General features: G+C 70.1%; 21 protein-coding genes. 8 read left to right on the forward strand and 13 right to left on the reverse strand.

Annotation, left to right across the window (positions count from 1 at the left end; translation table 11 throughout):
- Positions 1–368: 368 nt before the first annotated feature.
- Positions 369–1,424 (reverse strand): homocysteine S-methyltransferase family protein, encoded by a 1,056-nt coding sequence (locus PKA16_RS01050; protein WP_324399515.1) that lies wholly within the window; start codon positions 1,422–1,424, stop codon positions 369–371.
- Between the two features lie 113 nt (positions 1,425–1,537).
- Here PKA16_RS01050 and PKA16_RS01055 point away from each other — a divergent pair, with 113 nt between their 5' ends.
- Positions 1,538–3,454: a RecQ family ATP-dependent DNA helicase gene (locus PKA16_RS01055; RefSeq protein ID WP_324399517.1), complete on the forward strand. Its 1,917-nt coding sequence runs from the start codon at positions 1,538–1,540 to the stop codon at positions 3,452–3,454.
- Between the two features lie 161 nt (positions 3,455–3,615).
- Positions 3,616–4,854 carry a restriction endonuclease gene (locus PKA16_RS01060; RefSeq protein ID WP_324399519.1) on the forward strand — a complete coding sequence of 413 codons (1,239 nt, stop codon included), beginning with the start codon at positions 3,616–3,618 and terminating at the stop codon, positions 4,852–4,854.
- A 254-nt stretch (positions 4,855–5,108) separates the two neighbouring features.
- On the opposite strand, the gene PKA16_RS01065 is transcribed toward PKA16_RS01060, so the two are convergent.
- On the reverse strand, positions 5,109–7,445 hold the full coding sequence (locus PKA16_RS01065) for an AAA family ATPase (RefSeq protein ID WP_324399521.1): 2,337 nt from the start codon (positions 7,443–7,445) through the stop codon (positions 5,109–5,111).
- A gap of 341 nt (positions 7,446–7,786) precedes the next feature.
- Between PKA16_RS01065 and PKA16_RS01070 the strand changes: the two genes are divergently transcribed.
- From PKA16_RS01070 to PKA16_RS01080, 3 genes are all read left to right on the forward strand, one after another.
- Positions 7,787–8,212, forward strand: a complete 426-nt coding sequence (locus tag PKA16_RS01070) for a PaaI family thioesterase (protein WP_324399523.1) — start codon at positions 7,787–7,789, stop codon at positions 8,210–8,212.
- Positions 8,213–8,286: 74 nt separating this feature from the next.
- Positions 8,287–8,424 (forward strand): hypothetical protein, encoded by a 138-nt coding sequence (locus tag PKA16_RS01075; protein ID WP_324399525.1) that lies wholly within the window; start codon positions 8,287–8,289, stop codon positions 8,422–8,424.
- Positions 8,425–8,613: 189 nt separating this feature from the next.
- Positions 8,614–10,497 carry a phosphoenolpyruvate carboxykinase (GTP) gene (locus tag PKA16_RS01080; RefSeq protein ID WP_324399527.1) on the forward strand — a complete coding sequence of 628 codons (1,884 nt, stop codon included), beginning with the start codon at positions 8,614–8,616 and terminating at the stop codon, positions 10,495–10,497.
- Between the two features lie 266 nt (positions 10,498–10,763).
- Here the strand turns inward: PKA16_RS01080 and PKA16_RS01085 are convergent, their stop codons facing one another.
- Together PKA16_RS01085 and PKA16_RS01090 are read right to left on the reverse strand one after the other, a co-directional pair.
- On the reverse strand, positions 10,764–11,171 hold the full coding sequence (locus tag PKA16_RS01085) for a hypothetical protein (protein WP_324399529.1): 408 nt from the start codon (positions 11,169–11,171) through the stop codon (positions 10,764–10,766).
- Positions 11,172–11,213: 42 nt separating this feature from the next.
- Positions 11,214–11,387: a hypothetical protein gene (locus PKA16_RS01090; protein ID WP_324399531.1), complete on the reverse strand. Its 174-nt coding sequence runs from the start codon at positions 11,385–11,387 to the stop codon at positions 11,214–11,216.
- A gap of 305 nt (positions 11,388–11,692) precedes the next feature.
- Here PKA16_RS01090 and PKA16_RS01095 point away from each other — a divergent pair, with 305 nt between their 5' ends.
- Positions 11,693–12,118, forward strand: a complete 426-nt coding sequence (locus tag PKA16_RS01095; protein WP_324399533.1) for a universal stress protein — start codon at positions 11,693–11,695, stop codon at positions 12,116–12,118.
- Between the two features lie 494 nt (positions 12,119–12,612).
- Here the strand turns inward: PKA16_RS01095 and PKA16_RS01100 are convergent, their stop codons facing one another.
- The 5 genes from PKA16_RS01100 to PKA16_RS01120 form a co-directional block, all read right to left on the reverse strand.
- Complete coding sequence (locus PKA16_RS01100) at positions 12,613–13,395, reverse strand: 5'-methylthioadenosine/adenosylhomocysteine nucleosidase (protein ID WP_324399534.1); 783 nt, start codon at positions 13,393–13,395, stop codon at positions 12,613–12,615.
- Between the two features lie 5 nt (positions 13,396–13,400).
- Positions 13,401–15,089: a long-chain-fatty-acid--CoA ligase gene (locus PKA16_RS01105; protein WP_324399536.1), complete on the reverse strand. Its 1,689-nt coding sequence runs from the start codon at positions 15,087–15,089 to the stop codon at positions 13,401–13,403.
- A gap of 237 nt (positions 15,090–15,326) precedes the next feature.
- The gene (locus tag PKA16_RS01110; RefSeq protein ID WP_324399538.1) at positions 15,327–16,760 is read right to left on the reverse strand and encodes an NAD(P)(+) transhydrogenase (Re/Si-specific) subunit beta; all 1,434 of its coding nucleotides are present in this window, start codon (positions 16,758–16,760) and stop codon (positions 15,327–15,329) included.
- Positions 16,761–16,777: 17 nt separating this feature from the next.
- Positions 16,778–17,092 carry an NAD(P) transhydrogenase subunit alpha gene (locus PKA16_RS01115; RefSeq protein WP_324399540.1) on the reverse strand — a complete coding sequence of 105 codons (315 nt, stop codon included), beginning with the start codon at positions 17,090–17,092 and terminating at the stop codon, positions 16,778–16,780.
- A 43-nt stretch (positions 17,093–17,135) separates the two neighbouring features.
- Complete coding sequence (locus PKA16_RS01120) at positions 17,136–18,299, reverse strand: Re/Si-specific NAD(P)(+) transhydrogenase subunit alpha (RefSeq protein ID WP_324399542.1); 1,164 nt, start codon at positions 18,297–18,299, stop codon at positions 17,136–17,138.
- A gap of 149 nt (positions 18,300–18,448) precedes the next feature.
- On the opposite strand from PKA16_RS01120, the gene PKA16_RS01125 reads away from it, so the two are divergent.
- Together PKA16_RS01125 and PKA16_RS01130 are read left to right on the forward strand one after the other, a co-directional pair.
- Positions 18,449–18,946, forward strand: a complete 498-nt coding sequence (locus PKA16_RS01125; RefSeq protein WP_324399544.1) for an NUDIX hydrolase — start codon at positions 18,449–18,451, stop codon at positions 18,944–18,946.
- An 82-nt stretch (positions 18,947–19,028) separates the two neighbouring features.
- A complete protein-coding gene (locus PKA16_RS01130) occupies positions 19,029–19,784 on the forward strand; it encodes a sulfite exporter TauE/SafE family protein (RefSeq protein ID WP_324399546.1) in 756 nt (251 codons plus the stop codon).
- Between the two features lie 62 nt (positions 19,785–19,846).
- Here the strand turns inward: PKA16_RS01130 and PKA16_RS01135 are convergent, their stop codons facing one another.
- The 4 genes from PKA16_RS01135 to PKA16_RS01150 form a co-directional block, all read right to left on the reverse strand.
- Positions 19,847–21,004, reverse strand: coding sequence for a D-alanyl-D-alanine carboxypeptidase family protein (locus PKA16_RS01135; protein ID WP_324399548.1), 1,158 nt, complete (start codon positions 21,002–21,004; stop codon positions 19,847–19,849).
- A gap of 58 nt (positions 21,005–21,062) precedes the next feature.
- Positions 21,063–21,701: an alpha/beta fold hydrolase gene (locus PKA16_RS01140; protein ID WP_324399550.1), complete on the reverse strand. Its 639-nt coding sequence runs from the start codon at positions 21,699–21,701 to the stop codon at positions 21,063–21,065.
- 84 nt (positions 21,702–21,785) lie between these two features.
- Positions 21,786–22,130: a (2Fe-2S) ferredoxin domain-containing protein gene (locus tag PKA16_RS01145; protein ID WP_324399552.1), complete on the reverse strand. Its 345-nt coding sequence runs from the start codon at positions 22,128–22,130 to the stop codon at positions 21,786–21,788.
- Entirely contained in the window at positions 22,127–23,242 is a 1,116-nt protein-coding gene (locus tag PKA16_RS01150; RefSeq protein ID WP_324399554.1) for a VanZ family protein, read from the reverse strand. The genes PKA16_RS01145 and PKA16_RS01150 overlap by 4 nt, the downstream gene beginning before the upstream one ends.
- Positions 23,243–23,379 lie beyond the last annotated feature (137 nt).

Below are 23,379 nucleotides of genomic sequence, written 5' to 3' on the forward strand. Positions count from 1 at the left end.
CGTCGCCGGTTGACGAAGATCGCCTCACGCTGCTCCGGATCGCGGATCGGCGTGGTATGGCTTATTCGAGACTCGACGCAGTATCGTTTACCGGCGGACGGCTTTCAAGTGGGGCGTCGCGTGGAGGCAGTCGCGCACGAAAAAATGGTCCCGCCGCATCGCGGGCGGGTTACAGGCGGGCGCATCAACATCGACCGGCGCGTCAACCACTCATGCCGAACAAGACTCCCGCGTCGTTGATTCTCGGGTGAATGAACGTGTTTTCTCAAGAGAGCCGGGCGCCAACTGGTATCTGAGAGGCCCCCAAGAAGACGCTTCGTAAGTCGTTAGTTTCTTGGGGCGTACTTGGCGCCGCGAACGGGGCCTGGTCAGGCTTCGGCCGCCGCTTTGCGATAAAACCCCGCCGCCTTGACGCCCCGTGGCGCCAGCGGCCCGACGCTGCGCGCGATGGCACCGATGTGCTCCGGCGTCGTGCCGCAGCAGCCGCCGACGATGTTGACCAGGCCTTCGGCGGCAAAGCCGTGCAGCAGGCGGCTGGTGACCTCGGGCGTTTCGTCGAAGCCAGTGTCGCTCATCGGGTTGGGCAGGCCGGCGTTGGGGTAGCAGCTGATGAAGGTGTCGGGGGCCACCTTGGCCAACTCCTGGATGTAGGGGCGCATCAGCGCCGCGCCCAGGGCGCAGTTCAGGCCGACGGCCAGCGGCTGGGCGTGGCGCACGCTGTACCAGAAGGCGGTCACGGTCTGGCCCGACAGCACGCGGCCCGAGGCGTCGGTGACCGTGCCGCTGATGATGATCGGCAGACGCTCGCCGCTGGCCTCGAAGAACTCGTCGATGGCGAACAGCGCGGCCTTGGCGTTCAGGGTGTCGAAGATGGTTTCCACCAGCAGCAGGTCGGCGCCGCCCTCGACCAGGCCCTCGACTTGCTCCAGGTAGGCCGCGCGCAGTTGCTCGAAGTCGACGTTACGCGCGCCCGGGTCGTTGACGTCGGGGCTGATGCTGGCGGTCTTGGGCGTCGGGCCCAGGGCGCCGGCGACGAAGCGCGGCCGCTCGGGCGTGCTGAACTTGTCGCAGGCGGCGCGCGCCAGGCGCGCGGCGGCCACGTTCATCTCGCGCGCCAAATCCTGCATGCCGTAGTCGGCCTGGGCGATGGAGGTGGCGCCGAAGGTATTGGTTTCGACGATGTCGGCGCCGGCGGCCAGGTACTTTTCGTGGATGTCGCCGATCAGCCCGGGTTGGGTCAGGTTGAGCAGCTCGTTGTTGCCCTTGACGTCGCGCCCGAAATCCTGGAAGCGCGTGCCGCGAAACTGAGCTTCCGACAGCTTGAGCTGCTGGATCATGGTGCCCATGGCGCCGTCCAGGATGACCAGGCGCTGGCGCAGGATCTCGGGCAGTTCGCGGGCACGGGTGTAGGCGGGCAGGGGCATGCGACCGAGTGTAGTGTTTCACGCCATCGGGTACCTGTCGGTCGCCCCGTGGCGTTCGGGGACAATGGTCGCTTTTGTCACCGTCTTCCGTGTCTGGTCCCCCCGCTCCGCCCGTGCAACCCTTGGCCATCCTGCGCGAGGTCTTCGGCTACGAGGCCTTCCGTGGCCAGCAGGCCGCCATCATCGACCGGGTGAGCGCTGGTGGCGACGCCCTGGTGCTGATGCCCACCGGCGGCGGCAAGAGCCTGTGCTACCAGGTTCCGGCCATCGTGCGCCAGCGCCAGGGCCGCGGCGTGACGCTGGTGATCTCGCCGCTGATCGCGCTCATGCACGACCAGGTGGGCGCGCTGCGCGAGCTCGGCGTGGCGGCCGCGTTTCTCAATTCCACACAGGACTGGGAGCAGGCCGAGGACATCGAGCAGCGTCTGCTGGCCGGCCAGCTCACGCTGCTGTATGCCGCGCCCGAGCGCGTCACCACGCCGCACTTCCTGGGCCTGCTGGACACGCTCGCGGCGCATGGCCAGCTCGGCCTGTTCGCCATCGACGAGGCGCATTGCGTGAGCCAGTGGGGGCACGACTTCCGGCCCGAATATCGCCAGCTCACGATCCTGCACGAGCGCTGGCCCCAGGTCCCGCGCATCGCCCTCACGGCGACGGCCGATGCCGTCACGCGCGCCGACATCGTGGAGCGCCTGCAGCTTCAGGACGCGCGGCCCTTCGTCAGCAGCTTCGATCGGCCCAACATCCGCTACGGCCTGGTCGAGAAGAAGGACGCCACGCGCCAGCTGCTGCAGTTCATCGAGCAGCAGCACATGGGCGAGGCCGGCATCGTCTATTGCCAGTCGCGCCGGCGCGTGGAGGAACTCGCGACGACGCTGCGTGGTCACGGCATCGAGGCCCTGCCCTACCACGCCGGCCTGCCGGCCGATGAACGCCAGCGCAACCAGGACCGTTTCCTGCGCGAGGACGGCGTCGTGATGTGCGCCACCATCGCCTTCGGCATGGGCATCGACAAGCCCGACGTGCGTTTTGTCGCCCATGTCGACCTGCCCAAGAACATCGAGGGCTACTACCAGGAAACGGGCCGCGCCGGACGCGATGGCGCACCGGCCGACGCCTGGATGGCCTACGGCCTGCAGGACGTGGTGAACCAGCGCCGCATGATCGACGACAGCCCGGCCGAGGAGGCGTTCAAGCAGGTCATGCGCGGCAAGCTCGATGCCCTGCTGGCGCTGGCCGAGGCCACCGACTGCCGGCGCGCGCGCCTGCTGGCCTACTTCGGCGAGACCATGGTGTCGCGGCCCCGTCCCGCCACCGATGCGGCGGCGGACGCCGCTGGCACGCCGCCGCGCCTGGCACCCTATTGCGGCAACTGCGACAACTGCCTGCAGCCGCCCGAGACCTGGGACGCCACCGACTGTGCGCGCAAGCTGCTGTCGACCGTGTTTCGCGTGCGCGAGATGAGCGGCATCGGCTTTGGCGCCGGCCACGTCATCGACATCCTGCGTGGCAAGGCAACCGACAAGGTGCGGCAGTTCGGCCACGAGGGCCTGAGCACCTTCGGCCTGGGGCGCGACTACAGCGAGGTGCAGCTGCGCGGCGTGCTGCGCCAGTTGATCGCGCAGGACGCCCTGGGCGTCGATGCCGAGGCCTACAACACCTTGCGCCTGCAGCCGGCCGCGCGACCCATCCTGCGCGGCGAGCAGCCGGTGCATCTGCGCGCCGGCCGCGCCGCCACGCCGGCGGCGCGGCGCCCGCGCAAGCCGCGCGCGACTGCCGCGCCAGCGGCCGACGGCCTGGATGCCGCCGCGCAGCAGCGCCTGCAGGCGCTGCGCGTCTGGCGCACCGAGGTGGCGCGGACACAGGACCTGCCACCCTACGTCATCTTCCACGATGCCGTGCTGGCGGCGATCGCCCGGCAGGCACCGCGGACCCCGGAGGAACTGCTGGCCATCAGCGGCATCGGCGCCGCCAAGCTGGAGAGGTACGGCGACGAGGTACTGCGCCTGCTGCGCCAGGACGCCGGGTGACGTCGCGCGGCGCGCAGCGACCGTGACATATGCCGCGGCCCACCCCAGGCGGCGCGCACGGATCGGCGCGGCGCGCGCGATGGCGTGAAAAGCGCCACAGACAGGCAGCCATCCCGACGCCGACAATGGCTTCGGGCACTCACTGCCCCAGGGGATGAGACATGAGAACCAACAAGTTCGTGATCCAGGTGCCGGGCCGCAAGGCCGGGCTGATGGTGCTGGCGCTCGCCGGCGTGCCCGCGCGCGCCGCCGCCGACGCCACGCCCGCCGCGTCGCTGCTGCCCTTGCTGCTGCTGCTCGTGCCGCTGCTGCTGGCCGTGGCCTTCGCGCTGCGGGCCTGGTTCCCGCGGCTGTGGGGCACGTCTTCGGGCGGTGGACAGGCGCGGACCATAGACTGGCCCCGGATGGCCCGCCTGTCGGGCCAGTTCTTCGAGGCACACGGCCTCGCCGGTTTCGATCCGCAAGCGCCGTGGGAGCCAGCACGCGACCTCGTGTTGCACCGCGATCGCCATGCCTGCGTGGTGCGGGCCCGGCTGTGGCGTGCGCGTCAGGTGGATGCCGCGGCCGTGCAGCAACTGGTGCGTGACGTGGCCGGCGCCGGCGCCAGCCGGGGCATCCTGCTGTGTGCCCACGACGTCTTCACCCCCGCGGCGCGGCAACTCGCACGCCAGCAGGGCATCCTGCTGCTGGACGCGACGCACATGCCGACCCGGGCGACCCCGCGCACTGCGCCGGCCCAGGCTCCGGTCCGCCCGTCGGCGCCGGGTGAATCGGCGGGCTCCGCCCCGGCCGCACCGGCCACGGCACCGCTGCTGCGCTCGGCTCATGCAGTTCGCGGCCGCCGTCAATTCCAGCCCACCGAACCCCTGGAGACCCAGTCCGGTGATCTGTCGGCTCTGGCACCGGCGGAACAGCACACCCTGGTGCTGCCGCGCAAGGCGCCCCTGCTGGCCGATCCCCCGCTGACTGCGGCCCGCCGGCAGTTCCAGCCCACCGAGCCGCTGGAGACCCAGCCTGGCGATCTGCCGACTCTGGCACCGGCGGAACAACCCACCCTGGTGCTGCCGCGCCGGGCGCCCCTGCTGGCCGATCCGTCGTTGACTGCGGCCCGCCGGCAGTTCCAGCCTACCGAGCCGCTGGAGACCCAGCCCGGCGATCTGCCGACTCTGGCACCGGCGGAGCAACCCACCCTGGTGCTGCCGCGTCGGGCGCACCGGGTGGCCGATCGGCCGCACGCCGTGGCGCCGCGTGAGTTCCAGGGCGCCCGGCCGCAGCGGGACGAGACGGCCGCCGTGCCGAACCCGTGCACGTCGTCCCGGCGTGGCGAACGGCCGATCCCATCGCGCCGTGACTTCCTGCCGACCGCGCCAATGCCGGTCAGCGGCCTGGCCGCGCTGTAGCAGCGAGCATCCTCCCGGCATCCCTGAGCTGGCCGCCCGTGGATGCGCGTGCCCGAGCGGCTGCGCAGCCATCCGTGCAGGGCCGGGGCCTGCGCGGCCGGTGGCACGCGGTGCCAGGGTGGCGCCGGTGCGGCTGTGCCGGCTCGCAACACGACCCATGAGGCCAGCGGGCTCGGCGTGCCGCACGACGCCGGGCCGCGGCTTCACCCATCACGCGCCAGTCGAGCGCGAGCACGAACCGGGGGGATCTCCCGTCACCCGAAGAATCCGATCGAGCGTTGCTCGCGCACCTCGGGCTTGATGCGATGTTCGGCTTCGAGCTGCTCCAGGAACTCCTCCGCCGTGAACTCGGCAGCCAGAATGTCGGCCTGTCGCTTGACGGCGGCGAAATCGCCCGGGCAAAGCTGATCCAGTCGCGCCAGGCGCCGGCGCGCGTCGTCGCTGAGCTGCGCGGCCTTGCCGCCCAGCGCCTCGGCGGCGAACATCTGCTCGCGCTGCGTGCCCGTCAGCGGCTTGAAGCGGATCTTGAAGGCAAAGCGCCGCAGCGCCGCCTGGTCGATGCGCTCCATCAGGTTGGTGGTGCAGATGAACACGCCGTCGTGGCGCTCCATCTGCTGCAGCATCTCGTTCACCTCGGTGACCTCGTAGCTGCGCTGGGCGCCGCGCCGGTCCAGCAGGAAGCTGTCGGCCTCGTCGAGCAGTAGCACGGCCTTCTCTTCGCTCGCCTGCCGGAACATGGCGGCCATGTTCTGCTCGGTCTCGCCGACGAACTTGCTCACCAGGTCGCTTGCCTGGCGCACGATCAGTGGTTTCTCCATCTGCTCGGCGATGTATTCGGCCAGCGCCGTCTTGCCGGTGCCCGGCGCCCCGTGGAAGCACAGCGTGCCGTGGCCGCGCGCCTGCAGCGCCGCCACGATGCGCGGAACCTCGAACCGGCTCTCGGTGTTCAGCATGGCCAGGTCGTAGGTGGTGACGGGGCGCCGCCCCCTGCGCGCGGCGCCGCCGTCGCTGCGCCCAAGCGCCGCGTCGGCGTTCTTCAGTTGCCGTTCGATCAGCGCCTCGAAGGCCGCGCCGCCCCGTGTGTCCTCCACGTGCGCCAGTTCGGCAAAGCGCACGGCGGTGCGGATCTGCGCCGGCGTCAGGCCCTGGCGCTCGGTCAGGCGCGCCACCAGCGCATCGCTCACCGCCACCCCGTCCAGGGCGCGGCGCACCAGTTGCTCGCGCGCGCCCGGCGGCGGTGACTTCAGCTCCAGGTGGTAGGCAAAGCGGCGCCGGAATGCCGGGTCGATCTGCTCGATGCGATTGGTGACCCAGATCGTCGGCACCGGGTTGCTCTCCAGCACCTGGTTGACCCAGGCCTTGCCGCTCACGCTGTGGCCGGCGGCACCGGCAAAGGCCTGCTGCTCGGCACGCGCCATCAGGCCGGCGGCATCCACGCTGATGGGCGGAAACACGTCTTCCACCTCGTCGAACAGCAGCGCCGCCTCGTGCGAGCCCTTCAGGAATACCTGGGCGATCTGCATCGAGCGGTAGCGGTCGCGCCCCGACAGGCTGTTGCCGTCGCGGTCGGCGTACTCGACCTCGAACAGCGCGAGCCCGGCCTCGCGCGCCACCACCTTGGCCAGCTCGGTCTTGCCGGTGCCGGGCGGGCCGTAAAGCAGCACGTTCACGCCCAGGGCCTGCGTCCGCTGCGCCTTGCGCAGCAGACCCACCAGCACCTGCACCTCGTCGCCGACGAAGGCGAAATCGCCGGCTTTCAGGGTACTCTTGCTGGCCGGGCGCGTGAACACCGCCATCAGTTCGGCGCGGTTGCGGTATTCGCGCATCAGCACTGGCGGCAGCTTCTCGCTCACCTTCATCAGGTCGGCGAGATCCGTGATGCTGTGCTCGGAGATCAGGTTCTCCACCAGGCCGATGCGCTCCAGCCGGCTGCCGGCGCGCAGCGCCTCGCCGACCTCGGTGGCGCTGACGCCGGCCAACTCGGCGATCGCCGCATAGGCCTCGGGCGCGTTGCTGACCTTGAACTCCACCAGCAGGCTGCGCAGCTCGCGCTGGTAGCGCGCCAGCGTGCCGTAGAGCAGCAGGGCGCGCTCGGCCTGGTTGAGCTGAAGCAGTTTGGCCAGGGCGTCGATGTTCTTCTCGACCAGGGTCGACTGCTTCTTCAGCGCATGGCGCAGCCATTGGCCCGTGGCCGTCAGCAGGGCCAGCACGTCCTTGGGCGCGTCCTTCGCGTATTCGTCCAGGTAGAAGAACAGCGTGCCTTCCTCGTAGGGGCCGCGCCAGGTGCCGTGGCGCTCCAGGAATTCGGCATCGCCCAGCCGCTCGTGGCCGCGCCACAGTTCGTTGTCGCGGCAGCGGCGCGACAGGAATTCGCGCAGCCGCAGCAGCACCGCGCGCGGCCACACCAGGTGGCGGCCGGACAGCGCCATCAGGCCGTTGACGTCGCGCCGCACGTTGAAGCTGCTGCCGCGCTGGGCCGCCAGGGTGAGCACGAAGTGCGAGCACATCAGGTCCAGCACCGGGGCGCGCTCCAGCCCGGGCGAAGGCAGCAGGCTTGCCTTGTCCGGCGACTGAGTCGTGCGTCTTGTCATGCCAGTCTCCCGCCAGCGCCACGGGCCCCGTCAGGGTGCGCGCCGATGTTCACGATAACGCAAGCACCGCGCTGCGGGAAGTCCCTTGCGGGCGCATCCGCAGCACCAATGTGGCTTGCAGTACACATGCCTGTGTGCGCCAGCCAGGCCTGCAAGTTCCCGTGCCGGCTCGAAGCCGGTCGCCCGCGCGCCAAGGTACGCTAAGGTGCCCGACTCGACAATGCAGCCAGGAGTCAACGCATGGATGGTCTGAACACACGGTGGAGTCCACGGCAGGAGGCCCTCGGGGCCAGTCTGCCCCAGGTGCCGGGGGCGCCGGCCATCGACGCACGGGGCGAGCCGTGAACGCGCCCGCGGCGGAGATCGGGGTCGACGCCCTGCAGGCTGCGCTGGGCGAGTTGTTCGCGCCCTGGGTGCAGGCGCTGTCCTTGCGTGCCGAGTCGGCCGCGCGCGGCCGGGTGCGGCTGCACCTGCCGGTGACGCCCGCCCTGGTGCGCGCGGGCGGAGTCCTGTGCGGCCAGGCCATGATGGCGGCCGCCGACACTGCCATGGTGCTGGCGCTGATGACGCATTTCGGCGCGTTCCGTCCCTGCACCACGGTGCAGCTTTCAACCAGCTTCCTGCGCCCGCTGGCCGGGCAGGATGCCTGGGTCGACGCCGTGGTGCTGCGCGCCGGCAAGACGCTGGCGTTTGGCGAGATCGAGTTGATCGGCGCCCGGGACGGCCGCAGCGCGTGCCGGGCCAGCACCACCTATGCCCTGCTGTGAGCGCGCGGTGCCGGGGCGACCCGGTAGAATCGGTCCAGCATGCCCCCATCCAACTCCATTCCGAGGTGCCCCCCATGACCGCGCCCACCCACGAGGAAGACCACCCCATCGATCCGGTCGAGGCCGTGACCAGCAAGATTCCGCTGGCGATTCCGCTGGCCGGTGCCATCGTCATGTTCCTGCTCGCCTTGGCCGCGGTCACCATGGCCTGAGCGCAGCGCGCCGGTCGCCGACACGGCGCCGGCCTGTTCTCGCGGCCGCGCGCATTCGCACGGCCCGCCCGCGTTCCCGTTCTCCCGACGAGGTTGCATTGCCCTGACGCCGGCCGGCGTTCGGGCCAAGTCCTCTTTCCCAAGGCGGCGAGCCTTCGGAAAGATGATTTGCAAACCTGGAGCCCTTCGATGAATGCACCCCTGCCTGCGGGACAGATCACTGATCTGAGCGTCCCCGACCACGTCCAGAACGCCAAGCTGATCGAGTGGGTCGGCCAGATGGTGGCGCTGTGCCAGCCCGACCGGGTGCACTGGTGCGACGGCAGCCCGCAGGAGTACGACCAGCTCTGCGAACAGCTGGTGCAGGCCGGCACCTTCAGGCGCCTGAATCCGGCCCTGCGCCCCAACTCCTACCTCGCCTGGTCCGACCCTTCGGACGTCGCACGCGTCGAGGACCGCACCTTCATCTGCAGCGAACACAGGGACGACGCCGGGCCCACCAACAACTGGATGGCCCCGGGCGAGATGCGCGCCACCCTGCAGCCGCTGTTTGCCGGCTGCATGCGCGGGCGCACCATGTACGTGATCCCGTTTTCCATGGGCCCGCTGGGCAGCCCGATCGCCCACATCGGTGTCGAGCTGTCGGACAGCGCCTACGTTGCCGTCAACATGAAGCTGATGACGCGCATGGGCCGCGGCGCGCTCGACGTGCTCGGCGCGGACGGCGCGTTCGTGCCCTGCGTGCACAGCGTTGGCGCGCCGCTGGCGCCGGGCCAGAAGGATGAGACCAGCTGGCCCTGCAACCCCGACGTCAAGTACATCGTCCACTATCCCGAGACGCGCGAAATCTGGAGCTACGGCTCGGGTTACGGTGGCAACGCCCTGCTCGGCAAGAAGTGCTTCGCGCTGCGCATCGCGTCCACCATGGGGCGCGACCAGGGCTGGCTCGCCGAGCACATGCTGATCCTGGGCGTGCAGAACCCCGAGGGCAGGAAGTACCACGTCGCCGCCGCCTTCCCCAGCGCCTGCGGCAAGACCAACTTCTCGATGCTGGTGCCGCCCGCCGGCTTCGAGGGCTGGAAGGTGACGACGATCGGCGACGACATCGCCTGGATCAAGCCGCAGGCCGACGGCAGCCTGCGCGCCATCAACCCGGAGGCCGGCTACTTCGGCGTCGCTCCCGGCACCAACCTGCACACCAACCCCAACTGCATGCACAGCCTGGAGCGCGACGTGATCTTCACCAACGTCGCGCTCACCGACGATGGCGATGTCTGGTGGGAAGGCATGGAGAAGGACCACGGCGGCGCACTGCCGGCGCACCTGATCGACTGGAAGGGCCAGGACTGGACCCCCGCGGACGGCCAGGCCGGCCGCAAGGCGGCGCATCCGAACGCCCGCTTCACGGTGGCCGCCACCAACAACCCGGTGCTGGATCCGGCCTGGGACGACCCCGACGGCGTGCCGATCGACGCCTTCATCTTCGGCGGCCGGCGCTCGACCACGGTGCCGCTGGTGACCGAGGCGCGCAACTGGACCGAGGGCGTCTACATGGCCGCCACCATGGGCAGCGAGACCACCGCCGCCGCCTTTGGCGCGCAGGGCGTGGTGCGGCGGGATCCGTTCGCCATGCTGCCGTTTGCCGGCTACCACATGGGCGACTACTTCAACCACTGGCTGAAGCTCGGCGAGCGCCTGCAGGCCCGGGGCGCGCAGCTGCCGCGCATCTACTGCGTCAACTGGTTCCGCAAGGACGCCGAGGGCAAGTTCGTCTGGCCCGGCTATGGCGAGAACATGCGCGTGCTCAAGTGGATCATCGACCGCGCCGAAGGCCAGGCGGGCGGCGAATCGACGCTGTTCGGCATTGCGCCGCGCTACGAGGAGCTCAACTGGCAGGGGCTGGCGTTCAGCCCGGCACAGTTCGCCATCGTCACCCGGCTGGAGCGTGCGCACTGGGAGGCCGAGTTCAAGCTGCACGACGAGCTGTTCGCGCGTCTCGCCGATCGGCTGCCCGCGGCGCTGGCCGAGACACGCACGGCGCTCGCGCAGCGGCTCGATGACGTGCAGGACTGACGGACGGGGGGCTGATCGCGCTGCGCATTCGAAAGGATGACGGATGCCGCGGGTCGGCTGCGGCATGGCGAATGCGGGCTGCGTCACCGAAGCGCAGCAAGGCCATCTGTCATCTGCGATGCCGTGAGCGCGGGCGGCGGGTGTACCGTGGCCCGGCGGCCGGCGGCTTCCGAATCGGCGACGAAAAAGCCGTCGCGTTGGCGACGGCTTTCATGCTGGACGGCACGCCGGCGGGGGCGTGCGTCGACCGGGACGCTGGCGCCGGCTTACTTCCACTCCGCCAGGTCGCGGGCGACCTGAAGGTCGCGCAGCACGCGCGGGTCGATGGCGGCCAGCGCACGGATCTCGGCCTCGACGCGTTGCTGTGCCCGACGCTCGCGCCAGGCCGACCAGCGCGCGCGCAGCGTGCGGCCCAGTGATTGCTCGTCGGCGACGACGCGGTAGTGGGCATGGCCGAGGCTGAGCCAGGGGTCGCCCAGCGGCTGGGGCGCGGCCGTGGCGGCGGCCGCCGGCGTCGCCTGGGCGGCCCAGTGTTCGATGCGCAGGCTGTCGTCGGATGCGGTGCGCGTCGCGCGCGTGGCACGCTCGCGCGGTGCCCAGTGATCGGCTCGCGCGGTATCGATGCGGGGCGTGCGCGCCGCGCCGGGCGCCAGGGGCAGGGTCAGGGTGGACATGGGAGACTTCCTTTCGTCGATGTTGATACGGTGGGTGCCAGTTCAGCGCACCACGCCCAGGTAGGCGAGCGCGGCACCGCGCAGTTCGGCCGCACACCGGGGGTCGCGGCCGGCGCAGGCGTCGGCGCGCTCCAGCAACTCGCCAGCCAGGCTGGCCTGGCTCAAGCGGGCGTCGAGACCGGCCCGGCAGAGGCGGATGAATGACTGGATCAACACGTTCAACATGGTGTGCGCCGCACGGGTTGCGATTGGCGTCCTCAATGGGTGGCTTGTGACCAATGGGCGAAGTATAGCAGGTCACTAGGGTTAACCCTAGGAAAACCCTAGAGGATCGGGTCTATTGCGCGGCACGACTGCGCGGGTCGATCGGCATCGTGCCGCTGTCGGAGTGCAGGTTCTCTGCATTGCGGGGCGCAAGCGCGCGCGCCGATGGCCGATAATTCTTGATGGAAGTCAGGTCAGCCCCGGCGGAGTGGCGTTAGAGTCTGCTTCATCTTCTGAAAATCGATTGGAGAGGCCGCATGAAGATCCTGCTTGCCGTGGACGGTAGTTCCTACACGAAGAAGATGCTGGCCTATCTGGCTGCGCATCCGGAGTTCCTGGTGGACGCGACGTCCATCACGGCGTTCACGGTGCAGCCGGCGCTGCCGCCGCGCGCCCGAGCGGCGCTGGGCAAGACCCAGGCCGACGCGTTCCACGCCGAAGAGGCTGCCAAGGTGCTGGACCCGGTGATCCGCTTCCTGAAGCGCAAGGGCTTCAACAAGCCGGCTGCGGGCTGGAAGGTCGGCCAGGCGGGCGAAACCATCGCCAAGTTCGCCGAGACCGGCAAGTTCGACCTGATCATCATGGGCTCGCATGGCAACAGTGCCCTGCGCAACCTGGTGATGGGCTCGGTGGCCACCAAGGTGCTGGCCAACTGCAAGGTTCCGGTGCTGCTGGTGCGCTGACCAGGCTTGGGCGCATCGCGCACGCTCGCCCTGAGCGCCGAGTTCCGCCCGCCCTGTGTTGCAGCGGCTGGCCGTGGCCCGCGCTGCGGCCGTGTCTTGCGCCTTGACCGAAGGGGTTTGACGGCCGGCCCTTCCGGCCCCGCGGGATGCCTGCGCCCCGGAAGCCGCGGTTGAACCCGAATCCGGCAATGGGATGCGCCCGTCAGTGCCGTGGTGGGCGTGTCAGGCAAGAGCGCGCGCCGCGGCTCCGAGGGAGCCTGCGCGGCTTCCCTGGCGCGCATACCTTCGAGCCCATGCGCCTGGCTGGCAAGGCGTGCCCGCGGGGTGACCCTCTGGCCCCTTCATGCTCGTTCCCGCGGAAGCATTGGGATTCGGGATGGACCGCACCCCGGTCTCTCGGGATTTGCTTCGCGTGAGCACCCGGCCGAGCGATCCCGTCCAGATGCACACCTCCCGCGCACTCGCAGCCCCGTCGGGGCAGCCTGTCGGTCCCGTCAGGCTGGCGTCGGTGCGTCGTCCGCCAGCACCTGCTGGAGGTAGGCTTCCAGCATGGCGGCGCTGTAGCGGCTCGCCACCTGCGCCGCGAAGCGGCTGAAGTCGACGTGCGCCGAATCGTCGGCGCGATCGGATACGGTGCGCAACGCGGCAAAGCGCACGCCATAGTCGAGGCACACCTGGGCCATGGCGGCGCCCTCCATCTCGACCGCCAGCGCCTGCGGCAACTCCTGGCGCAGCGCCGTGCTTTCGCCGGCCGTGGCGACGAAGCGGTCGCCACTGACCACCAGGCCGGTGTGCACGCGCGGTCGCGCCAGTGCAAAGTCACGCACGGCGTCGGGTCCGAGCGTGCGTTCGGGCCGGGCCAGCACGTGGCGCGCCGCGTGCGCGAGCCGGGCCGCCAGCGCGGGGTCGGCGGGAAAGCGCGAACGTCCGTAGAGCGGCACCTCGTGGCGCGGAAACAGCGGCGAAGCGTCGATGTCGTGCTGCAGGAAGGCATCGGCCACCACCACGTCACCCACGGCCACGCCTTCGCCCAGGCCGCCGGCGGTGCCGGTGAAGACGATCTGCTCGACGCCGAAGCGCTCGATCAGCACGGTGGCCGTGGTGGCCGCGGCCACCTTGCCGACGCGCGAGAGCACGGTGACCAGTTCCTGGCCGTGCCAGTGACCGCGCCGGAACTCGCGCCCGGCGATGGTCTGCACCTGGTCATCCGGCAGCAGCGCCAGCACCGCCGCCAGCTCCTCGTGCAGGGCGCTGACGATGCCGATGCGGCGTGGCATGGGGGTCACCCGGCTCGTGCCCCTTCGTCGCGCAGCGCGCGGCGCAGCACCTTGCCGACCGGCGTCTTGGGCAATTCGTTGCGAAATTCGATGTGATGCGGCTGCTTGTAGCCGGTCAGCCGCTCCTTGCACCAGGCCCGCACGGCGGCCTCGGTCACGCTTTCGTCCTTGCGCACCACCACCAGCTTGACGCTCTCGCCGGACTTCTCGTCGGGCACGCCGACGGCGGCGACCTCGAGCACGCCCGGCATGGCCGCGACGGTGTCCTCGATCTCGTTCGGGTAGACGTTGAAGCCGCTCACCAGGATCATGTCCTTCTTGCGATCGATGATCCGGGTGTAGCCGCGCTCATCCATGATGCCGACGTCGCCGGACTTGAAGTAGCCGTCCGGCGTCATGACCCTGGCCGTCTCGTCGGGACGCTGCCAGTAGCCCGCCATCACCTGCGGCCCCCTGATCGCGATCTCGCCCGGCTGGCCCAGCGGCACCTCGGCGCCGTTGTCGTCCAGGATCTTGATCCAGGTGCTGGGCAGCGGCAGGCCGATGGTGCCGCTGAACTCCTTCGAGGTCACCGGGTTGCAGGTCGCGGATGGGCTGGTCTCGGACAGCCCGTAGCCCTCGACGATGGGGCAGCCGGTCTTCTCCAGCCAGAGCTTGGCGACGGCGCCCTGGACCGCCATGCCGCCGCCGACCGAGACGCGCAGGTTGCTCCAGTCGACGGTGCCGAAATCGGGGTGGTGCGCCAGCCCGTTGAACAGCGTGTTGACCGCCGGGAAGGTGTGGATGGTCTCCTTCGACAGGTCCTTCAGCGTGGCCTTCAGGTCGCGCGGATTCGGGATCAGGACCAGCTTGCCGCCCGTGCGCATGCTGAGCATCATGCTGACGGTGAAGGCGAAGATGTGGTAGAGGGGCAGCGCGCACGCGGCGGTGGACTGCTCGCCCGCCGGGATGGTCTTCATCACCGGCTCGTTCCAGGCCTCGGACTGCAGCACGTTGGCGATCAGGTTGCGGTGCAGCAGCATGGCGCCCTTGGCCACGCCCGTGGTGCCGCCGGTGTACTGCAGCACCGCGATGTCGTCCGGACCGACGCTGGCCGGCGTGAAGGCGGCGCCGCGGCCCCGGTTCACGGCGTCGTTGTAGCGCACGGCACCGGGCAGGTGGAACGCCGGCACCAGCTTCTTGACCTTGCGCACGACGTAGTTGACGAGCGCCCCCTTGAGCAGGCCGAGGCGGTCGCCCATGGCCGTCAGCACGACATGCTGGACGGGCGTGTTGGCGATGCACTTCTGCAGCGTGGCCGCGAAGTTCTCGATGATGATGATGGCCCGGGCGCCCGAATCCTGCAGCTGGTGCTGCAGCTCGTGCGCGGTGTAGAGCGGGTTGACATTGACCACCACGAAGCCGGCGCGCAGCACCGCCGCGACGGCGGCCGGGTATTGCGGCATGTTCGGCATCATCAGCGCCACGCGGTCGCCGCGCGCCAGCCCCAGGCCCTGCAGGTAGGCCGCCAGCGCCCGGCTCTGCGCATCGGTGTCGGCGTAGCTGATGCTCTGCCCCATGAAGCGGTAGGCCGTGCGGTCGGCGTACTTCCGGAAGGCCTCGTCCATCAGCGCCACCAGCGACGGGTACTGCGACGCGTCGATGTCGGCCGGCACGCCTTCGGGGTAGCTGGAGAGCCAGATGCGCTCGGTCATGTCGAAAATCCTCCTTGGATGCGGCCAATGCGGCCTTGCAACCTATTGTCACCGCGACGACGCACCGCGACCTCGGAACTCGTCAAACAGCCCCGCCGGGAGCGACGCGCAGCAGCCACGCCGAGTCAAGGACCAAACGGCCGCGGAGCAGGCCAGCCCAGGCACCCGCGCCCAGGGGCCCCCTGGCCGCCAGGTGCGTCCCCTCCGGGGATGGCGCGCAGCGCCTCAGGGGGAGCGTCATTCAATCGCCTTGGCGATTTCCTCGACCACCTTCTTGGCGTCGCCGAACACCATCATGGTCTTGTCCATGTAGAACAGCTCGTTGTCCAGGCCCGCATAGCCCGCGGCCATGGAACGCTTGTTGACGATCACGGTCTTGGCCTTGTAGGCCTCCAGGATCGGCATGCCGTAGATCGGGCTGCCCTTCTCCAGCGCGGCGGGATTGACCACGTCGTTCGCGCCCAGGATCATCGCCACGTCGGCCTGGCCGAACTCGCCGTTGATGTCCTCCATCTCGAACACCTGGTCGTAGGGCACCTCGGCCTCGGCCAGCAGCACGTTCATGTGGCCGGGCATGCGGCCGGCCACCGGGTGGATGGCGTACTTGACGTCGATGCCCTTGTCGGTGAGCTTGTCGACCATCTCCTTGACGGCGTGCTGCGCGCGTGCCACCGCCAGGCCGTAGCCCGGCACGATGATCACGCTGTCGGCGTTGCCGAGCATGAAGGCGACGTCGTCCGGGCTGCCGCTCTTGACCGGGCGCTGCTCCTTCTGGCCGCCCGCGCTCGCGGTCTCGCCGCCGAAGCCGCCCAGCAGCACGCTGAGGAAGGCGCGGTTCATTGCCTTGCACATGATGTAGGAGAGGATCGCGCCCGAGGAGCCGACCAGGCTGCCCGCGATGATCAGCATGCTGTTGCCGAGCGAGAAGCCGATGCCCGCCGCGGCCCAGCCGGAGTAGCTGTTCAGCATCGAGATCACCACCGGCATGTCGGCGCCGCCGATCGGGATGATCAGTGTCACGCCGATCACGAAGCCGAGCAGGCACACCAGCGCGAAATCGAAGCCGCTTTGCGAATGCCAGAAGCCGAAGATGAAGAACAGCGTGACGATGCCCAGGATCAGGTTCAGCCAGTGCTGGCCGGCAAACACCACTGGCGCGCCCTGGAACAGGCGGAACTTGCTGGTGCCCGAGAGCTTGCCCCAGGCGATCACGGAGCCGCTGAAGGTGACCGCGCCGATGAAGGCGCCGAGCGCCAGTTCGACGCGGTTGCCGCGCGGGATCAGGCCGTCGCCGCCGTCGGCCACGCTCTGCGCCAGGCCAAAGGCCCAGGGCTCGGACACGGTGGCGGCGGCGATACAGACGGCCGCCATGCCGATCATGCTGTGGAAGAACGCGATCAGCTCCGGCATCTTGGTCATTTCGACCGTGTTGGCGCGCCAGGTGCCGTAGCCGCCGCCGATGGCCAGGCCCAGCAGCACCCAGACCAGGCCGGTGGCCGTGCCTTCGAGCTGGACGATCAGGGCCGCCGTGGTCAGCACGGCGATCGCCATGCCGGCCATGCCGAACTGGTTGCCGCGGATGGCGCTGGTCGGGTGCGACAGGCCCTTGAGGGCCTGGATGAAGCAGACGCTGGCGATCAGGTACAGCAGGGTGACGAGGTTCATGCTCATGGTGGTCGTGCTCCTGCTTACTTGGCCTCGGCCTTGGCCGGCCGTTCCTTCTTCTTGAACATCTCGAGCATGCGGCGCGTCACCAGGAAGCCGCCGAAGATGTTGACGCCGGCCAGCGCCATCGCGGCCACGCCCATCAGCTTGCCGAAGCTTCCCTCGGTGTGGGCTGCAGCGAGCATGGCGCCGACCACCACGATGGCCGAAATGGCGTTGGTCACGGCCATCAGCGGCGTGTGCAGCGCCGGCGTCACGGTCCAGACCACGTGGTAGCCCACGTAGATGGCGAGCACGAAGATGCTCAGGTTGATGATGAAGGGGGATACGGCATCCATGGGAGGTCTCCTGGAAAGGCTGGGAGCGCGGGCAACGCCGGGCTCAGGACTGGCGGGTCACGGCGCCGTCCTGCGCCATCCGGCAGGCGGCGACGATGTCGTCTTCCAGATCGATGCTGAGCGTGGCCGGCGGCTCGCCCTTGGCGGCGGGCGGCAGGATCAGCTTGAGGAAGTCGAGCACGTTGCGCGCGTACAGCTGGGAGGCGTCGGCCGCCACCCGCGAGGCCAGGTTGGTCTCGCCCACGATCACCACGCCGTGGCGCGTGACGGTCTGGTCGGCCACGGTGAGCGGGCAGTTGCCGCCGACGCTGCCGTCGGGATTGGGCGCGCCGCGGCCGGCCGCCATGTCGACGATGACCGAGCCCGGCTTCATGCTCTGCACCATGGCCTCGGTGATCAGGGTGGGCGCGGCGCGTCCCGGGATCAGGGCGGTGGAGATCACCACGTCGGCCAGCGCCACGCGCTTGGCCACCTCGGCCTGCTGGCGGTCGAGCCAGCTTCTGGGCATCGGACGCGCATAGCCGCCGACGCCTTCGGCGGCCTCGCGCTCCTCGTCGGTCTCATAGGGCACGTCGATGAACTTGCCGCCCAGCGACTCGATCTGCTCCTTCACGCTGGGGCGCACGTCGCTCGCCTCGATCACCGCGCCCAGGCGCTTGGCGGTGGCGATGGCCTGCAGGCCGGCGACGCCCACGCCCAGGATGACGACGCGCGCCGCCTTCACGGTGCCGGCCGCCGTCATCAGCATCGGGAAGAACTTCTGGTAGTGGTCGGCCGCCATGATCACCGCCTTGTAGCCGGCGATGTTGGCCTGACTGGAGAGCACGTCCATGCTCTGCGCGCGCGTGGTGCGCGGCGCGGCCTCGAGCGCAAAGGCGGTGAGCCCGGCCGCGGCCAGCCGCTCCAGGCCCTCGGCGTTGAAGGGCTCGAGCATGCCGACCAGCACCGTGCCGGGCTTCATCAGGGCGATTTCTCCGGGCGAGGGGTTGCGCACCTTGAGCACCAGCTCGGCGCCGAAGGCACTGGCCGCATCGACGAGCTCGGCGCCGGCAGCGACGAAGGCCTCGTCGGTGACGCTGGCGCCCCCGCCCGCGCCGGCCTGCACGCGCACCGAATGGCCTTGCGCGACCAGCTTCTTGACGGTTTCTGGGGTTGCGGCAACCCGGTTTTCACCGGTGGCGGTTTCGGCAGGAACGCCAATCAGCATGAATCGTTCTCCTCTGGCGAGCAGGCCGCCCGCGGATGCATGGGCAGTCAGCCCAGGCTCCTGATCTCGGGTCGGGCGGGCGGCAATGAGCCCTGATTGTGCGTTATTTCCGGTTTCGGCCGATCGGTCCGGGTCTGCATAATCGGCGCATGAGCAAACCGAGGTGGAAACCCAGCGTGACGGTGGCGGCCGTGATCGAGCAGGACGGTCGCTATCTGCTGGTGGAGGAACAGACCAGCCTGGGCCTGCGGCTGAACACGCCGGCCGGGCACCTGGAGCCGGGCGAGTCGCCCCTGGATGGGGCGGTGCGCGAGGCATTGGAAGAGACGGCGCGGCCCTTTCGTCCGCAGGCGCTGCTGGGGGTCTACCTGGCCGGCTCGCTGGACGCGGAGGGCACGTCCGCGACCTGGCTGCGCATCGCCTACTGCGGTGCGGCGGGAGCGCCGGAGCCCGGCCGCGCCCTGGATCGCGGCATCGTCCGCACGCTCTGGATGACGCTCGGAGAAGTGCGCGCCAGCCAGTCGCGTCATCGCAGCCCGCTGGTGCTGCGTTGCGTGGAAGACCATGCGCGCGGCCGCCGCTTTGCGCTGGACGTCGTGTACACCGACGCTTCCATCCAGATCGCGGGCGACGACGCGCTGGCCTGATCCGGGGCCAGAATCACGGCCGACGCACCGCGGCGCGCCCTGCAGCGCCGGACTGCCAACCTGTCTTCGACCATCCCACACCATGGACATCGCAACCTGGGCGCTGCTCGCCGTCGCCGCTTTCGCCGCCGGCGTGCTCAATGCCATCGCCGGGGGCGGCACCTTCCTCACCTTTCCGGCCCTGGTCTGGGCCGGAGTGCCCCCGATTCCGGCGAATGCCACCAGCGCGCTTGCGGTGTGTCCCGGCTATTTCGGCAGCGTGGCGGGCTTTCGTCGCGAGTTGGCCGCGCTGCCGCGCGCCCTGCTGTGGCGCGAGGTGGCGATCAGCGCGGTGGGCGGCGTGGCCGGCGCGCTGCTGCTGCTGGTGACGCCGCCCCAGGTGTTCGCCGGAGTGGTGCCCTGGCTGCTGTTGCTGGCCACCGTGCTGTTTGCCGTCGGCCCGCGGCTGGCGCGCTGGAGCGCCGGCGAAGGCGGCGCACGGCTGGCGCGCTGGCGCGGTCCGGGCCTGCTCGCGGCCACCGCGTACGGCGGCTACTTCAATGGCGGGGTCGGCATCCTGCTGCTGGCGCTGTACCTGCTGGTGGGTGAGACGCGGCTGAACACGGCGAACGCGCTGAAGAACCTGAATTCATCCGTGCTCTCGGTGGTCTCGGTGGTGGCCTATGCGCTGGGTGGGGCCATCGTCTGGGCGCCGGCGTTGCTGATGGCGGTGTTCGCCACGCTGGGCGGGCTGGCCGGGGCCCGCCTGGCGCGCCGCCTGCCGGCGTTCTGGGTGCGCCTGATCGTGATCACCACCGGGCTGGTGATGAGCGTGCTGTTTTTCGCGCGCTCGGGGTGAGATGGAATGCCCCCTGCGGCACTGCGCGCCACGTGCTCACCGCCAGATCCGTCGCGGGCCGCTCACTGGATCCACAGGCGGATGGCGTCCCAGGCGCGGCCCAGCAGGCCCGCCTCGGGCATGTTCTCGAGGGCGATCAGCGGCACCTCGACCAGTTGCTGTTCGTCCAGTGTCACCTTCAGCGTTGCCACCGCCTGGCCTTTCTTGAAGGGCGCCACCAGCGGCTCGGGCCGCACCACCTCGGTCTTCACGCGCGCCGCCGCGCCGCTCGGCACGGTCACCACGATGGCGTGCTCGGAGCCGAGCGGGAGCGTCGGACCCTGGCCTTTCCAGACGCGCGGCGTGGCCGCCGCCTGGCCGGCATCGAACAGCTGGATGTCTTCCCACGCGGTGTAGCCCCAGTTGAGAAGCTTTTGCGATTCGTTGACGCGCGCGCTCTCGCTGTCCGCGCCCAGCAGCACCGACAGCACGCGCCGGCCCTTCAGGTTGGGGAAGTCGCGCCTGGCCGTCGCCACCAGGCAGTAGCCGGCGGCCTTGGTGTGGCCGGTCTTCAGGCCGTCGACCGTGGGGTCGCGAAACAGCAGGGTGTTGCGATTCGTGTCGTTGCTGGCGGGCGTGCCGGGGTAGCGGTACTTCTGGATCGAGTAGTACTTGGCCTCCTCGGGGAAGTCCGTGATCAGCCGTGCCGACAGCATGGCCAGGTCGCGCGCGGTGGTGGTGTGGCCAGGCTCGGTCAGGCCTTCGGGATTCCTGAAGGTGGTGTTCTTCAGCCCCATGGCCTTGGCCTGGTCGTTCATCAGTTCGACGAAACGCTCGACCGATCCGGCCACGCCCTCGGCCAGCGCCACCGTGGCGTCATTGCCCGATTGCACGATCATGCCCTTGATCAGGTCGTCCACCGGTACCTGCATCTTGGGATCGATGAACATGCGCGAGCCGGGCGTCTTCCAGGCGCGCTCGCTCACCGGGAACGTCTGGTCCAGCGTGATCTTGCGGGCGCGCAGCGCGTCGAAGACCAGGTAGGCGGTCATCAGCTTGGTCAGCGAGGCCGGTTCGACCGCGTCGTCGATGTCCTTGCCGGCGAGGATCTGGCCCGAAGTCACGTCCATCACCAGGAAGGAGCGCGCCGCCACCTCGGGCGGCTGGGGCGCCTGCGCGAAGGCAGACAGGGAGGCGGCGGCAAGGGTGAACGTGGCGAGGAGCTGGGTGAGACGATGCATGGCGAGCGGGGATGGGAGAGGAATGACCACGGGGCCCGGTGCGGCCCCGGCGCCCGGGTCAGGCGCCGAGGTGGCGCATCACGAGGGTCTTGAGCAGCGGCAGTTGTCCATGGAAGAAATGGCCGCCCCCGGGCACCACGGTGACCGGCAGCACCTGGGGCCTGGCCCAGTCGAACACCGAGGCGAGCGGCACCGTGTCGTCCTGCTCGCCGTGGATCACCAGGGTGGCCGGATGCAGGGCCTCGGGCACCGGCGCGACGTCGAAGCGCGAGGCCGCCGTGCCCACCAGCACCGCGCGCGCGATCGGGCGCTGGCCGTGCAGGGCGGCGATGGCGTGGCTGGCGACGAAGGCGCCGAAGGAAAAGCCACCGATCACCAGCGGCGCATCGCCGGGCGCAACCTGCTCGATCACCGCCAGCATGTCCTGCAACTCGCCGCGGCCGTCATCGTGCGTGCCGGCGGTGCGGCCGACGCCGCGGAAGTTGAAGCGCAGCGCGCGCCAGCCGCACTGCACGCAGGCGCGCGCCAGGGTTTGCACCACCTTGTTGCTCATGGTGCCGCCGAACAGCGGGTGCGGGTGCGCGAGCACCGCCGTGCCGTGGGGCGTCGCCATGCGCTCGGGCGCCGGTGCGTCCAACTGCGCCTCGATCGCGCCGACCGGGCCCTGCAACATCAAGGATTGGGTCAAGGCATTCATTAGCTATTCAAATTATAGCGGCGGCAGCTTCGGCCGGTCGCCCGCAAACTGCAAGGGCTTGTAAATGCGCGGGTGGCGCGGCGCTCAGCGCCCGATCTCGGGCGGCAGCAGCAGGCGTTCGACCACGCGCCCACCCCGCAGGTGGGCGTCGACGATCTCGTCGATGTCGCTCAGGTCGACGTAGGAGTACCACACGCCTTCCGGGTAGACCACCGCCACCGGCGCGCCGGCGCAGCGGTTCAGGCAGCCGGCCTTGTTCACGCGGACCCGGCCGACCCCGGCCAGGCCCGCGGCCTTGACGCGTGCCTTGCAGTGCTCGAACGCGGCTTGCGCGCCGTGGTCGGCGCAGCAGTTTTCGCCGCCCGTGCGCTGGTTCAGGCAGAAGAAGATGTGGCGCTGGTAGTACGGCGCTGCCGGGGGTGCGGTCATGGCCGGATTCTAGGCATCACGGGCGCTGGCCGCAGCCGGGCCACGAGATGGACCAGGGCCGCGAAGGGCCAGAGCCAGCCCACCCACTGGGCCAGCCCGAAGAAATGGATGAAGCGGCCTTGCTCCCAGGTTTGTAGCGCGCTGGCGTAGTAGGGATTCTGCGGCGCGACGTTGAGCAGCAGCAGTTGTCCGAGCAGGACGAGGACCAGCAGCGCCACGCAGGCACGGCGTGGCAGGCGCGCCGCGGCCAGCACGGCCAGCGCCGCCAGCGGCAAGCCCCAGCGCACGGATGCCGTGACCCAGGCCCAGGCGTGGGCCGGTCCGTAGGTGAGCGCGGTCGAGAGCGCCGATACCGCCACGCCCGCACCGAGTGCCAGCGCCGCGAACAGGACGCGCCGGCGTCCCGGCTCGATCACCGTGTAGCCCAGCACGCAGGGCACGATGGCGCCGAGCGCGACGCAGGCGATCTCGGCGCTCGGCAGCAGCGGTTCGAACTCGATCTCGCGCAGCGGCAGCCATTCGAGAAACGGCGTGCCCTGCAGCAGGCGCGCCAGGCCCTCTTCCAGGCGCTCGTAGACCTGGCCCATGCCGAAGGCGATCGGCGGCGGGAACAGCAGCCCCACCGGCCACAGCGCCAGCAGCACCAGGCTGCCCTGCGCGTCGCGCACGAACCAGCGCTGCTGCAGGCGCCGCAGGCGCTCGACCAGGCCGAGACGTGCCGGCAACGCGGCGGCCAGCGCGCCAATCAGGCCGCCGGCGGCGTTCAGGCCGAGGTCGACGTTGGAGGCGACGCGCTGCGGCAGCCAGGATTGCAGGCTCTCCATGCTGAACGACAGCAGCGCCGCGGCCAGGCTGGCCAGCGCGACCGCGCGCCAGCGGCCCCAGCGGCGTTCGAACAGCAGCGCCAGCAGCAGGCCGAGCGGCAGGTAGCCGACCAGGTTGGTCGCCAGGTCGAAGCCGGTCCAGTAGCGCGGCCAGGGGGCCCGCAGGTAGGCCCAGGGCACGATGCCCTGGTCGCGCCAGCCACTGAAGGGGAACAGGCTGGCGTAGATGATCAGCGCCGTGTACAGCAGCGCCAGCGGCAGGGCGACGGAGCGGGGTCGGCGCGTCATCGGTTCGCCGGGCGTGGTCGGTTCAAGCCGGGGCCGGCCGTCGGAGGCGCCCGATCGGTGCGTGCGATCGAGACGTTCGCGAGCGGCCAAGTGCCGGCCCGGGGCTCCGGGCGACGCTGGGCCAGCCGGTCGCGCGC

The sequence above is a fragment of the Ottowia sp. genome (genome assembly GCF_035325765.1).
GTDB lineage: Bacteria > Pseudomonadota > Gammaproteobacteria > Burkholderiales > Burkholderiaceae_C > Ottowia.

Coding starts and splice junctions, on each gene's coding strand:
- PKA16_RS01050 (WP_324399515.1), bottom strand. CDS start 1,424: ATGCCCCTGCCCGCCTACACCCGTGCCCGCGAACTGCCCGAGATCCTG.
- PKA16_RS01060 (WP_324399519.1), top strand. CDS start 3,616: ATGAGAACCAACAAGTTCGTGATCCAGGTGCCGGGCCGCAAGGCCGGG.
- PKA16_RS01065 (WP_324399521.1), bottom strand. CDS start 7,445: ATGACAAGACGCACGACTCAGTCGCCGGACAAGGCAAGCCTGCTGCCT.
- PKA16_RS01075 (WP_324399525.1), top strand. CDS start 8,287: ATGACCGCGCCCACCCACGAGGAAGACCACCCCATCGATCCGGTCGAG.
- PKA16_RS01080 (WP_324399527.1), top strand. CDS start 8,614: ATGAATGCACCCCTGCCTGCGGGACAGATCACTGATCTGAGCGTCCCC.
- PKA16_RS01085 (WP_324399529.1), bottom strand. CDS start 11,171: ATGTCCACCCTGACCCTGCCCCTGGCGCCCGGCGCGGCGCGCACGCCC.
- PKA16_RS01095 (WP_324399533.1), top strand. CDS start 11,693: ATGAAGATCCTGCTTGCCGTGGACGGTAGTTCCTACACGAAGAAGATG.
- PKA16_RS01100 (WP_324399534.1), bottom strand. CDS start 13,395: ATGCCACGCCGCATCGGCATCGTCAGCGCCCTGCACGAGGAGCTGGCG.
- PKA16_RS01105 (WP_324399536.1), bottom strand. CDS start 15,089: ATGACCGAGCGCATCTGGCTCTCCAGCTACCCCGAAGGCGTGCCGGCC.
- PKA16_RS01110 (WP_324399538.1), bottom strand. CDS start 16,760: ATGAGCATGAACCTCGTCACCCTGCTGTACCTGATCGCCAGCGTCTGC.
- PKA16_RS01115 (WP_324399540.1), bottom strand. CDS start 17,092: ATGGATGCCGTATCCCCCTTCATCATCAACCTGAGCATCTTCGTGCTC.
- PKA16_RS01120 (WP_324399542.1), bottom strand. CDS start 18,299: ATGCTGATTGGCGTTCCTGCCGAAACCGCCACCGGTGAAAACCGGGTT.
- PKA16_RS01125 (WP_324399544.1), top strand. CDS start 18,449: ATGAGCAAACCGAGGTGGAAACCCAGCGTGACGGTGGCGGCCGTGATC.
- PKA16_RS01130 (WP_324399546.1), top strand. CDS start 19,029: ATGGACATCGCAACCTGGGCGCTGCTCGCCGTCGCCGCTTTCGCCGCC.
- PKA16_RS01135 (WP_324399548.1), bottom strand. CDS start 21,004: ATGCATCGTCTCACCCAGCTCCTCGCCACGTTCACCCTTGCCGCCGCC.
- PKA16_RS01140 (WP_324399550.1), bottom strand. CDS start 21,701: ATGAATGCCTTGACCCAATCCTTGATGTTGCAGGGCCCGGTCGGCGCG.
- PKA16_RS01145 (WP_324399552.1), bottom strand. CDS start 22,130: ATGACCGCACCCCCGGCAGCGCCGTACTACCAGCGCCACATCTTCTTC.
- PKA16_RS01150 (WP_324399554.1), bottom strand. CDS start 23,242: ATGACGCGCCGACCCCGCTCCGTCGCCCTGCCGCTGGCGCTGCTGTAC.